Source organism: Pseudomonas sp. KH_040 (genome assembly GCF_057839305.1).
On the sequence record NZ_CM174487.1, the window covers coordinates 5,292,109 to 5,303,960 of the forward strand.

General features: G+C 60.3%; 10 protein-coding genes. 7 read left to right on the forward strand and 3 right to left on the reverse strand.

What is annotated here, in order from left to right; translation table 11 throughout:
- Window positions 1-118: 118 nt before the first annotated feature.
- From AC3IUF_RS23520 to AC3IUF_RS23530, 3 genes are all read right to left on the reverse strand, one after another.
- Entirely contained in the window at window positions 119-973 is an 855-nt protein-coding gene (locus AC3IUF_RS23520) for an ATPase (protein ID WP_123376484.1), read from the reverse strand.
- A 116-nt stretch (window positions 974-1,089) separates the two neighbouring features.
- Window positions 1,090-2,082, reverse strand: a complete 993-nt coding sequence (locus AC3IUF_RS23525) for an NAD-dependent epimerase/dehydratase family protein (protein ID WP_489279440.1) — start codon at window positions 2,080-2,082, stop codon at window positions 1,090-1,092.
- 97 nt (window positions 2,083-2,179) lie between these two features.
- Window positions 2,180-3,079 (reverse strand): LysR family transcriptional regulator ArgP, encoded by a 900-nt coding sequence (locus tag AC3IUF_RS23530; protein WP_007918929.1) that lies wholly within the window; start codon window positions 3,077-3,079, stop codon window positions 2,180-2,182.
- A 96-nt stretch (window positions 3,080-3,175) separates the two neighbouring features.
- Here AC3IUF_RS23530 and AC3IUF_RS23535 point away from each other — a divergent pair, with 96 nt between their 5' ends.
- From AC3IUF_RS23535 to AC3IUF_RS23565, 7 genes are all read left to right on the forward strand, one after another.
- Window positions 3,176-3,577 carry an ACT domain-containing protein gene (locus tag AC3IUF_RS23535; protein WP_007918931.1) on the forward strand — a complete coding sequence of 134 codons (402 nt, stop codon included), beginning with the start codon at window positions 3,176-3,178 and terminating at the stop codon, window positions 3,575-3,577.
- 5 nt (window positions 3,578-3,582) lie between these two features.
- The gene (locus tag AC3IUF_RS23540; protein WP_007918932.1) at window positions 3,583-4,185 is read left to right on the forward strand and encodes a LysE/ArgO family amino acid transporter; all 603 of its coding nucleotides are present in this window, start codon (window positions 3,583-3,585) and stop codon (window positions 4,183-4,185) included.
- 176 nt (window positions 4,186-4,361) lie between these two features.
- The gene (locus tag AC3IUF_RS23545) at window positions 4,362-4,958 is read left to right on the forward strand and encodes a superoxide dismutase (protein ID WP_007918933.1); all 597 of its coding nucleotides are present in this window, start codon (window positions 4,362-4,364) and stop codon (window positions 4,956-4,958) included.
- Window positions 4,959-5,402: 444 nt separating this feature from the next.
- Window positions 5,403-7,454 (forward strand): putative bifunctional diguanylate cyclase/phosphodiesterase, encoded by a 2,052-nt coding sequence (locus tag AC3IUF_RS23550; RefSeq protein ID WP_007918934.1) that lies wholly within the window; start codon window positions 5,403-5,405, stop codon window positions 7,452-7,454.
- Between the two features lie 227 nt (window positions 7,455-7,681).
- Entirely contained in the window at window positions 7,682-9,028 is a 1,347-nt protein-coding gene (locus AC3IUF_RS23555; protein WP_007918935.1) for an imelysin family protein, read from the forward strand.
- A 294-nt stretch (window positions 9,029-9,322) separates the two neighbouring features.
- Window positions 9,323-10,750 (forward strand): di-heme oxidoreductase family protein, encoded by a 1,428-nt coding sequence (locus AC3IUF_RS23560; RefSeq protein WP_123376489.1) that lies wholly within the window; start codon window positions 9,323-9,325, stop codon window positions 10,748-10,750.
- 27 nt (window positions 10,751-10,777) lie between these two features.
- Window positions 10,778-11,842 (forward strand): imelysin family protein, encoded by a 1,065-nt coding sequence (locus AC3IUF_RS23565; RefSeq protein WP_007916589.1) that lies wholly within the window; start codon window positions 10,778-10,780, stop codon window positions 11,840-11,842.
- Window positions 11,843-11,852 lie beyond the last annotated feature (10 nt).

The following is an 11,852-nucleotide window of genomic DNA, read 5'->3' on the forward strand; positions in this document are numbered from 1 at the left end:
GTTCTTGTTGGTGTTTCAAGAGCGTAGACGGCTTGGGGTGATGTATGGATATTCAGACGGTTTCTGAACGTGTCGCGGATACGCTGGTGAGGCAAGCCCCACCAGCGTTGTTCAGGCCTTACGGGCGGGCGTTGATCTGCTGCTGCAAATTCTGAATCTGCGCCTGAAGGGTGTTGATGTTGCGGGTCATCTGCCCACGGAAGGCGTCGAACTCGGCGGTATTGCCGCCACCCTGCGGTGCCGCCGGGCGATTGTCCTGTTCGCTTTTGAGCACGACGATTTCCTGCTCAAGACGATCGATCGCCGCGCTTGGATTGCCCTGCTTTTTCAGTGCAGCAATATCGGCGCCAAGGCTTTTGAACTGTGCATCGAAGGCCTTCAACTGCGTGTCGACCTTGCTGGTGTCGGCCGGTGTGCTTTTCAGCGTCGCCAGTTCCGCAGTCAAGGCTTTGACCTGCGCTTGCAACTGGGTGTTGGCGTTCTGCTGTTCGGTGGTCTGCGCGGTCATCTGTGCCAGGCGTTTGTCCAGATCGCTGGCCTGCCCCGCTACGCCTTGCTGCTGTTTGCTCTGATCGAGCAGCTTGCCTTCGAGCTGTTTGATTTGCAGCTTGAGGGCTTCGCTGTCGCTGGTGACGTTGGACTGGCTGGCGACGACCTTACCGGAAATGTCCTGCAGACGTCCGGCCGCTTCTTCGCTGATCCGCGCAAAGCTTTCCTGGGTCGCGACCAGTTGCTGCTCCATCAGCGAAATCTGCTGAAAGCTCCACCAAGCCAGACCGACGAAGGCGAAAAACAATGCGCCGACCAAGGCCCACAACGGCCCGGTGCTCGCGGCCTTGACCTTGATCACCGGCGGCGTGCGCGAGTGCACGGAGGTGCGGGCGGTGGTTGGAATGTCATCGTCGTCGAAGGTGTCGGCACGCAGGCTCGGGACATCATCGAAATCGTCGTGGGCATCATTACGCATGGACATTGAGGCAACCTTTGTGAAACGCGGTGATGGCTAAATGCTGCGAAGTATAACCGCCGCAGCCGCAGGGATTGACCCCCAAGCGGCTACACGGTTCATTGCCGCCCGGCCGAATCGTTTCAACGGATGTCCTGAGCTCTCCACCACGCACAGAACTCATCCAGCGCCGACCACAGGCTGACTTTCGGATCGTAGTCCAGATAATGCCGGGCGCGGCTGATGTCGAGGGTGAAATTTTTTTTCATCACCTGCATGCCCAAGCGCGACAGGGTTGGCTCCGGACGTCCGGGCCAGAGCTTGCACGCCCCTTCGTTGAGCGCCGCGACGCTGTAGGCCAGACCATACGAACGGTACTTGGTGACCTGCGGCACCTCCATCTTGCGCATCACGTAATTGACCACATCCCACAACGGCACCGGCGCGCCGTTGCTGATGTTGTAGGCCTTGCCCAGCGCGGAACCGGCGGCCAGCAAACTGCTGAGCAGCGCTTCGTTGAGGTTGTGCACACTGGTGAAATCGACCTTGTTCAGGCCATTGCCGATGATCGCCAGGCGGCCCTTGCGCTGCATGTTGAGCAGGCGCGGGAAGATGCTCATGTCGCCGGCGCCGGTGACGAAACGCGGGCGCAGGGCGATGGTTTCCAGACCGAATTCCTGCGCGCCAAAGACCTTTTGTTCGGCCAGGTACTTGGTTGCGGCGTAGTGATGTTTGAAGCGCTTGGGCACTTGCTCTTCGGTCAGGTTGAAATGATCGCGGCCATCGAAATAGATCGATGGCGACGACAGATGCACCAGACGCCGGACGCGCTGCTTCAGACAGGCTTCGACGACGTTTTCGGTGACCTGCACGTTACCTTGATGGAATTCTTGATAGCGTCCCCACAGTCCAACAGCGCCAGCGCAGTGCACCACGGCTTCAACATCGGAACACAGCTCACGAACCAGATCGGCATCGGTCAGATCGCCGGGGACAAACTCGGCACCACGGCGCACCAGATGCTCGACGCTCTCGGCCCGGCGACCGTTGACCCGCACGTCCAGGCCCTGCTCCAAGGCGAAACGCGCAAAGCGTCCGCCAATGAAGCCGCTTGCGCCGGTGACCAGAATTTTCATGCAAAGCTCCAATGAAACCAGCTGCGAGCTTCAAGCTTCGAGCTGCAAAATTAAAACAGTGTGCAAGCGCTTTAACTTGCCGCTTGCAGCTTGACGCTCATGGCTGCTTCCAGGGCACCAGCCATTGCGCCGATGAACGCACCAATTGCTCGGTCAGCAAACCCAGCAGCTGACCGCCATTGCGCCAATGATGCCAGTACAACGGCACGTCGATCGGTTTATCTGGCAACAGTTCGCGCAATAACCCGCGTTGCAATTGTTCGCGCACTTGCAGTTCCGGCACCAGGCCCCAGCCCAGTCCGACTTCGGTCAGGCGGATAAAACCTTCCGAGGATGGGCACAAATGGTGTTCGAATCCGCCATCCACGCCCAGCGAAGCGAGATAGCGATGCTGGAGAAAATCGTCAGGCCCGAACACCAGCGCCGGGGTGCGCGGCAATTGTTCGGCGCGTACGCCATCAGGGAAATGCCGTTCGATGAACGCCGGGCTGGCCAGCGCGCGATAACGCATGGCGCCGAGCAACACACTGCGCGCACCGGCCACCGGCCGTTCGCTGGCGCAAAGGCACGCGGCGACTTCGCCGGCGCGCATGCGTTTGAGGCCGACGGTCTGGTCTTCGACGATCAGATCGAGCAGCAAATGTTGTTCGGCACAAAAATCGCCTACCGCTTCGGCCCACCAGGTGGCGAGGCTGTCGGCATTCAACGCGATGCGCAGACGTTCCGGCAGGCCCTCTTCATCCAGCGCCGGGACCAGCGTTTGCAGGTCGCGTTCAAGCAAACGTACCTGTTGCACATGGTTGAGCAGGCGCCGGCCAATCTCGGTCGGTGACGGTGGCGTCCCGCGAATCAGCACCGGTTGGCCGACCCGCGCTTCGAGCAGCTTGATCCGCTGCGAAATCGCCGATTGCGACAAACCGAGCACCTGCGCGGCCCGTTCGAAACCGGCCTGCTCGACCACGGCGGCCAGAGCAGAAAGCAATTTATAGTCGAACATCAGTTTTCCTAATGAGCGATCAGCACTATTGGTTTTTCTTATACAGGTTTCGACCGGAGAATAGCCAGCAAGCACTCTTTCTCAAGGACCACACTGATGGCTGGCGAAACTTCACTCTCGACGTTGTTGCGCAGCATGAGCCCGCAACTCAACGCCGGCGAATACGTGTTCTGCACCCTGCGCGACGGTGTGTTGCCGAGCGGTCTGGAGATTGTCGGCAGCTTCCGTGAAAAGGAAGGCCTGACCGTGATTCTGCAACGCGCCCATGCCGAACAGGCCGGCTTCAGCTTCGGCTATGTCGCCGCGTGGATCACCTTGAACGTGCATTCGGCGCTGGAAGCCGTTGGCCTCACCGCCGCGTTTGCCACAGCACTGGGCAAGGCCGGGATCAGTTGCAACGTGATCGCCGGTTACTACCACGACCATTTGTTTGTCGGCCAGGCCGACGCCGAACGCGCCATGCAAGTGCTGCGCGATCTCGCAGCCAACGCGGAGTAAATCTCATGTGGCAAAGCTATGTGAACGGCCTGCTGGTGGCGTTCGGGCTGATCATGGCGATCGGCACGCAGAACGCGTTTGTATTGGCGCAAAGCCTGCGACGTGAACATCATTTGCCGGTGGCGGCGCTGTGCGTGGTGTGTGATGCACTGCTGGTGGCGGCCGGGGTGTTCGGGCTGGCGACAGTTCTGGCGCAAAACCCGACGCTGTTGGCGATCGCCCGCTGGGGTGGTGCGACGTTTTTGATCTGGTACGGCAGCCAGGCGTTGCGCCGGGCCTGTTCGAAACAGAGCCTGGAGCAGGGTGAGAACCAGACGGTGCGTTCGCTGCGGGCGGTGATGCTCAGCGCTTTGGCGGTCACGCTGCTCAACCCGCACGTTTATCTGGATACGGTGTTGTTGATTGGCTCGCTCGGCGCACAGCAATCAGTGCCAGGGGCTTATGTAGTGGGGGCGGCGAGCGCTTCGCTGCTGTGGTTTTTCACCTTGGCGCTGGGTGCGGCATGGCTGGCGCCGTGGCTGGCACGTCCGAGTACCTGGCGGATCCTTGATCTGGTAGTGGCGTTGATGATGTTCACGGTTGCCGGGCAACTAGTTCTCGCGAGCTGATTTATTCCAAACAGCTCTGGAACCTCTATCCCACACAGTTGTTGCGTGGTTATGCCGCAACCCCGGTGCTATGATCGAAACCCTGCGCCGCAAAGAGTAAAAACTCGCCGGTGCATTTCTGGCCGCCCGTGATCGGCCTTGCGCTCACCGCAACAGACCTGATTAGGAGAATCATCATGGCTTTCGAATTGCCGCCGCTGCCTTACGCACACGATGCCCTGCAGCCGCACATTTCCAAGGAAACCCTGGAATACCACCACGACAAGCACCACAACACCTATGTCGTGAACCTGAACAACCTGGTGCCAGGCACCGAGTTCGAAGGCAAGACCCTGGAAGAAATCGTCAAGACTTCCTCGGGCGGTATCTTCAACAACGCCGCTCAGGTCTGGAACCACACTTTCTACTGGAACTGCCTGGCGCCAAACGCCGGCGGTCAACCAACCGGCGCGCTGGCTGAAGCCATCAACGCAGCCTTCGGTTCGTTCGACAAGTTCAAGGAAGAGTTCAGCAAAACCTCGATCGGCACCTTCGGTTCCGGCTGGGGCTGGCTGGTGAAAAAGGCTGACGGTTCCCTGGCCCTGGCCAGCACCATCGGCGCCGGCAACCCGCTGACCAGCGGCGACACCCCGCTGCTGACCTGCGACGTCTGGGAACACGCTTACTACATCGACTACCGCAACGTTCGTCCGAAGTATGTCGAAGCGTTCTGGAACCTGGTCAACTGGAAGTTCGTTGCTGAGCAGTTCGAAGGCAAAACCTTCACCGCTTAAGCTGCGCGCCAGTCAAAAACCCGGCTTTTGCCGGGTTTTTTTATGCCCGGATAGACCCCGTACGATGATCGTTCCCACGCTCCGCGTGGGCATGCAGACCGTGACGCTCCGCGTCACTGGACGCAGAGCGTCCCTAGAGGCATTCCCACGCTGAGCATGGGAACGATCAATAGCGTTCTTCTCACGCTGAAAGCGGTCTGCCGCTGCTTGCCGCCGTGCCACAGCGGACTACCATCAAAAAGAGGAAAAAATGCTGCGAACCGCTCAAGTTGAGGGCCGAAACTACCGACACAGTACAAATAGGGCTAATACTCCAAACAGCAGCATTTCGGCCAAGGCCACGGGCAAATCATCCCCGGTCTGATTGTCCCTTTGACTGCAAACACGGGATTGCCAATACTCATGGCAACTTGACGCTACCCGCACGGAACAAGGAATAACCCTTTGAAGCTGGAACTCAAGAACAGCTTGTCGGTGAAGTTGCTCCGGGTCGTGCTCCTGTCGGCATTGATCGTCGGCGTAGTCTTGAGCTGCGCGCAGATCGTTTTCGATGCCTATAAAACCCGTCAGGCCGTTGCCGGCGACGCCGAACGCATCCTCGACATGTTCCGCGACCCGTCGACCCAGGCCGTTTACAGCCTGGACCGGGAGATGGGCATGCAGGTGATCGAAGGCCTGTTCCAGGACGATGCCGTGCGTCAGGCCTCCATCGGCCATCCCAACGAAGCCATGCTCGCGCAGAAATCCCGCGACCTGCAGCAGTCCAACAGCCGCTGGCTGACCGACCTTATCCTCGGCCAGGAGCGCACCTTTACCACGCAGTTGGTGGGGCGTGGCCCGTACAGTGAGTATTACGGCGACCTGAGCATCACCCTCGATACCGCCACCTATGGCGAAGGCTTTATCGTCAGTTCGGTAATCATCTTCATCTCCGGCGTGTTGCGCGCACTGGCGATGGGTCTGGTGCTGTACCTGGTCTATCACTGGCTGCTGACCAAACCGCTGTCGCGGATCATCGAGCACCTCACCGAGATCAACCCGGATCGCCCCAGCGAGCACAAGATCCCGCAGCTCAAGGGCCACGAAAAAAACGAATTGGGCATCTGGATCAACACCGCCAATCAGTTGCTTGAGTCGATCGAACGCAACACCCATCTGCGCCACGAAGCCGAAAACAGTCTGCTGCGCATGGCCCAGTACGACTTCCTCACCGGCCTGCCGAATCGCCAGCAACTCCAGCAGCAACTGGACAAGATTCTGGTCGACGCCGGCAAGCTGCAACGCCGGGTCGCAGTGTTGTGCGTGGGGCTGGACGATTTCAAAGGCATCAACGAGCAGTTCAGCTACCAGACCGGCGACCAATTGTTGCTGGCTCTGGCCGATCGCTTGCGTGCCCACAGCGGCCGCCTCGGCGCCCTCGCCCGCCTGGGTGGTGACCAGTTTGCGCTGGTACAGGCCGACATCGAACAACCTTACGAAGCAGCGGAACTGGCGCAAAGCATCCTTGATGATCTGGAAGCGGCGTTCGCCCTCGACCATCAGGAAATCCGCCTGCGCGCGACCATCGGCATCACCCTGTTCCCGGAGGATGGCGACAGCACCGAGAAGCTGTTGCAGAAGGCCGAACAGACCATGACCCTGGCCAAAACCCGCTCGCGCAACCGTTATCAGTTTTACATCGCCAGCGTCGACAGCGAGATGCGTCGTCGCCGCGAGCTGGAAAAAGACCTGCGCGATGCCCTGTTGCGCGATCAGTTCTATCTGGTTTATCAGCCGCAGATCAGCTATCGCGATCACCGCGTGGTCGGCGTTGAAGCACTGATTCGCTGGCAGCATCCGGAACACGGTCTGGTGCCGCCGGACCTTTTCATTCCGCTGGCCGAGCAGAACGGCACGATCATCGCCATCGGCGAATGGGTACTCGACCAGGCCTGCAAGCAATTGCGCGAATGGCACGATCAGGGTTTCGCCGACCTGCGCATGGCCGTGAACCTGTCCACCGTGCAGCTGCACCACGCCGAGCTGCCGCGAGTGGTGAACAACCTGTTGCAGATGTACCGCCTGCCGCCGCGCAGCCTGGAGCTGGAAGTCACCGAAACCGGCCTGATGGAAGACATCAGCACCGCCGCCCAACATTTGCTCAGCCTGCGTCGCTCCGGCGCGTTGATCGCCATCGATGACTTCGGCACCGGTTATTCATCGCTCAGCTATCTGAAAAGTCTGCCGCTGGACAAGATCAAGATCGACAAGAGCTTCGTGCAGGATCTGCTGGATGACGACGATGATGCGACCATCGTTCGCGCGATCATTCAACTGGGCAAAAGTCTGGGCATGCAGGTGATTGCCGAGGGCGTGGAAACGGCCGAGCAGGAAAGCTACATCATTTCCGAAGGCTGCCACGAAGGTCAGGGCTATCACTACAGTAAGCCATTGCCGGCCCGCGAGCTGGGTGCCTATCTCAAGCAAGCGCAACGCACTAACGCGGCTATTTTATAAAAGCAAAGATCGCAGCCTGCGGCAGCTCCTACATGAATCGCATTCCCCTGTAGGAGCTGTCGAGTGCAACGAGGCTGCGATCTTTTGATCTGTGCCATCACACCGACGTAAATAAGAAATATTTCCAGCCACAACCCTTTACACATAATGCGAAAGATTTGCATTATGTCGCAGTTTTGCGCACCCCCAGCGCGAGTCCACTCAACTATCGAAGCAGGATGTTCGCCATGATTCGTATGCCTCTGGCTACCGCCAGTCTGCTGGCCATCGCTATTTCCCTCGCCGGTTGCGGCGAAGGTAAAGACAAGGCCGCCGCTCCGGCCGCACCGACGCCAGCCGCCAGCACCACCGCACCTGCGGCGGCGCCTGCCGCTGCCGGTAAAGTCGACGAAGCCGCCGCCAAGGCTGTGGTCGCGCACTACGCCGACATGGTCTTCGCCGTTTACAGCGATGCCGAATCCACCGCGAAAACCCTGCAGACCGCTGTCGATGCTTTCCTCGCCAAACCGAACGCCGACACCCTGAAAGCCGCCAAGGCTGCCTGGGTCGCCGCGCGCGTTCCGTACCTGCAGAGTGAAGTGTTCCGCTTCGGCAACACCATCATCGACGATTGGGAAGGTCAGGTTAACGCCTGGCCACTGGACGAGGGTCTGATCGACTACGTCGACAAATCCTACGAGCACGCACTGGGTAACCCGGGCGCTACCGCCAACATCATCGCCAACACCGAAGTTCAGGTCGGCGAAGACAAGGTCGACGTCAAAGACATCACCCCGGAAAAACTCGCCAGCCTCAACGAGCTGGGCGGTTCCGAGGCCAACGTTGCCACTGGCTACCACGCCATCGAATTCCTGCTCTGGGGCCAGGACCTGAACGGTACCGGCCCTGGCGCTGGCAACCGTCCGGCCTCCGACTATCTGGAAGGCGCCGGCGCTACTGGCGGTCACAACGATCGTCGTCGTGCCTACCTGAAGTCGGTGACTCAACTGCTGGTCAGCGACCTGGAGGAAATGGTCGGTAACTGGAAGCCGAACGTGGCTGACAACTACCGCGCCACCCTCGAAGCCGAGCCGGGCGAAACCGGTCTGCGCAAAATGCTCTTCGGCATGGGCAGCCTGTCCCTGGGCGAGCTGGCGGGCGAGCGCATGAAGGTGTCCCTGGAAGCCAACTCCCCTGAAGACGAGCAGGATTGCTTCAGCGACAACACCCACAACTCGCACTTCTACGATGCCAAAGGCATTCGTAACGTGTATTTGGGCGAGTACACCCGTGTTGACGGCACCAAGATGACCGGCGCCAGCCTGTCGTCGCTGGTGGCCAAGGCTGACCCGGCTGCCGACACCGCACTGAAAGCCGATCTGGCCGCTACCGAAGCCAAGATCCAGGTCATGGTCGATCACGCCAACAAGGGTGAGCACTACGACCAGTTGATCGCTGCGGGTAACACCGCTGGCAACCAGATTGTTCGCGACGCCATCGCGTCTCTGGTCAAGCAGACCGGTTCGATCGAAGCCGCTGCCGGCAAGCTGGGCATCAGCGACCTGAACCCGGACAACGCTGATCACGAGTTCTGATCAACAGCGTCTGCGTCAAAAAAAGGCGACCTTCGGGTCGCCTTTTTCATGCCTGCTTTCTGTGGTGATGCTGATGGCCCCATCGCTGGCAAGCCAGCTCCCACAGGGATTGCTGGTGTACACAGATATTGCGAACGCCGCTGTACCTGTGGGAGCTGGCTTGCCAGCGATGGCCGCACCTCGGTCTCGAGTGAAACCCTGCGTCATATCAAGCAAACGATAATTCCTCTTATTCAAACTCCTTCGCCCTGTTAGACTTTGCGCCTTTGTTTTCGCCCGTCCGCAGGATGTCTGATGCCCTCGCTGCCTCTTCGCTTGTCCGCACTGTTGCTGGCCCTGGGCCTGAGTGCCTGCGATGACGCCCCGCGTTTCACCAAGGCCGAGCCCGGTGAAGCACGCTCGGGCGGTGCCGCGACCGTGCGCAAGACCGATCAGAATGCGTTCTCCCTGCCCTCGGCCAACCTGCCGCCGTCACGGCGAGTGGATTTCAGCGTCGGCAACAGCTTCTTCCGCAGCCCGTGGGTGATCGCCCCGTCGACCACCACCGCCCGCGATGGTCTTGGGCCGCTGTTCAATACCAATGCCTGTCAGGGCTGCCACATCAAGGACGGGCGCGGTCATCCGCCGCCACCGGATGCACCTAACGCGGTGTCCATGCTCGTGCGCCTGTCGATTCCCGATACACCGGAATTTGCCAAAGTCATTGAACAGGTCGGCGTGGTGCCGGAGCCGGTGTACGGCGGTCAGTTTCAGGACATGGCCGTGCCCGGCGTCGCTCCCGAGGGCAAAGTCCGCGTTACCTACACGCCAGTGCCTGTACGCTTCAAGGACGGCACCGAAGTCGAACTGCGTAAACCGGTGTTGCAGATTACCCAACTCGGCTACGGCCCGATGCACCCGGACACGCGTTTTTCCGCACGGGTTGCGCCGCCGATGATTGGGCTGGGCCTGCTCGAAGCGATCCCCGAAGATGCGATTCTGGCCAATGCCGCCGCGCAAGCCAAAGACAACAAAGGCATCAGCGGCCGTCCCAACCAGGTCTGGGATGACGCTTTGCAGAAGACCGTCATGGGCAGATTTGGCTGGAAAGCCGGGCAACCGAACCTCAATCAACAGAATGTTCACGCGTTTTCCGGTGACATGGGCCTCACGACCAGCCTGCGCCCCTTCGATGACTGCACCGACGCGCAAACGGCCTGCAAACAGGCACCGAACGGCAACGGCCCGGACGGCGAGCCGGAAGTCAGCGACAACATCCTGCGTCTGGTGTTGTTCTACAGCCGCAATCTCGCTGTGCCGGCACGCCGTGGCGTCAACGATGCAGAAGTGCTGGCCGGCAAGAACCTGTTTTTCCAGGCCGGCTGCGATTCCTGCCACACGCCGAAATACACCACCGCCGCCAACGCCGCCGAACCTGAACTGGCCAATCAAGTGATTCGCCCGTACAGCGATCTGCTGCTGCATGACATGGGCGACGGTCTGGCCGACAACCGCACGGAATTCCAGGCCTCCGGCCGCGACTGGCGCACGCCGCCGTTGTGGGGGATTGGCCTGACGCAAGCAGTCAGTGGCCACACGCAGTTTTTGCATGACGGTCGCGCACGCAATCTGCTCGAAGCGGTGCTATGGCATGGCGGCGAAGCGCAAGCGGCGCAGCAACAGGTTTTGTCTTTCAATGCCGAGCAGCGCGCTGCGTTGCTGGCGTTTTTGAACTCACTTTAAACACTGATAAAGAATCGGGAGCCCGACATGTTCCGTCCCAAGCTACTGTTCACCAGCCTTGCCGCGCTCGCCCTCGGCGCCTGCTCGCCGCAGGATCCGCAAGCGGTCACCTCGGCGGCCATCGCCAAATCGGTGATCCTGCCGACCTACACCCGTTGGGTCGAAGCCGACAAGCAACTGGCGGTCAGCGCCCTCGCCTACTGCCAGGGCAAAGAAACCCTGGAGACCGCCCGCGCCGACTTCCTCCATGCACAGAAGGCCTGGGCCGAGCTGCAACCGCTGCTGATCGGCCCGCTGGCCGAGGGCAACCGTTCGTGGCAGGTGCAGTTCTGGCCGGACAAGAAGAACCTCGTCGGCCGTCAGGTCGAGCAACTGGTCGTCGCCCAGCCGCAGATCGATGCCGCCGCACTCGCCAAATCGAGCGTGGTGGTACAAGGCCTGTCGGCTTACGAGTACATCCTGTTCGACGCCAAGCCTGACGTCGCCAACGCCGAGCAGAAAGCCAAGTACTGCCCACTGCTGATCGCCATCGGCGAGCGTCAGAAGCAGCTGGCCGAAGAGATTCTGCAGAACTGGAACAACACCGACGGCATGCTTGCGCAGATGACCAAGTTCCCGAACCAGCGCTACGCCGATTCCCACGAAGCGATCGCCGATCTGCTGCGTGTGCAAGTCACCGCGCTGGACACCCTGAAGAAAAAACTCGGCACGCCAATGGGCCGCCAGAGCAAGGGCGTACCACAACCATTCCAGGCCGATGCATGGCGCAGCCAGTCTTCGCTGACCGCACTGGAAGCCAGCCTCGCGGCGGCGAAAACCGTGTGGGAAGGCGTCGACAACAAAGGCCTGCGTGGTCTGTTGCCGGCTGAGCAAAAGCCACTGGCCGACAAGATCGATGCTGCTTACGCCGCTTCGCTGAAACTGTTCGACAGCACCCAGCGTTCGCTCGGCGAAATGCTTGAAGACGACGCCGGTCGTCAGCAACTGAACGACATCTACGACAGCCTCAACGTCGTCCATCGCCTGCACGAAGGCGAACTGGCCAAGGCGCTGGGTATCCAACTGGGCTTCAACGCCAACGACGGTGACTGATGAGGGCAAG

What these genes read in the sequence shown, in the direction of transcription:
- AC3IUF_RS23565 (WP_007916589.1), top strand. Translation starts at nt 10,778, where the DNA reads ATGTTCCGTCCCAAGCTACTGTTCACCAGCCTTGCCGCGCTCGCCCTC.
- AC3IUF_RS23530 (WP_007918929.1), bottom strand. Translation starts at nt 3,079, where the DNA reads ATGTTCGACTATAAATTGCTTTCTGCTCTGGCCGCCGTGGTCGAGCAG.
- AC3IUF_RS23560 (WP_123376489.1), top strand. Translation starts at nt 9,323, where the DNA reads ATGCCCTCGCTGCCTCTTCGCTTGTCCGCACTGTTGCTGGCCCTGGGC.
- AC3IUF_RS23525 (WP_489279440.1), bottom strand. Translation starts at nt 2,082, where the DNA reads ATGAAAATTCTGGTCACCGGCGCAAGCGGCTTCATTGGCGGACGCTTT.
- AC3IUF_RS23545 (WP_007918933.1), top strand. Translation starts at nt 4,362, where the DNA reads ATGGCTTTCGAATTGCCGCCGCTGCCTTACGCACACGATGCCCTGCAG.
- AC3IUF_RS23535 (WP_007918931.1), top strand. Translation starts at nt 3,176, where the DNA reads ATGGCTGGCGAAACTTCACTCTCGACGTTGTTGCGCAGCATGAGCCCG.
- AC3IUF_RS23540 (WP_007918932.1), top strand. Translation starts at nt 3,583, where the DNA reads ATGTGGCAAAGCTATGTGAACGGCCTGCTGGTGGCGTTCGGGCTGATC.
- AC3IUF_RS23520 (WP_123376484.1), bottom strand. Translation starts at nt 973, where the DNA reads ATGTCCATGCGTAATGATGCCCACGACGATTTCGATGATGTCCCGAGC.
- AC3IUF_RS23555 (WP_007918935.1), top strand. Translation starts at nt 7,682, where the DNA reads ATGATTCGTATGCCTCTGGCTACCGCCAGTCTGCTGGCCATCGCTATT.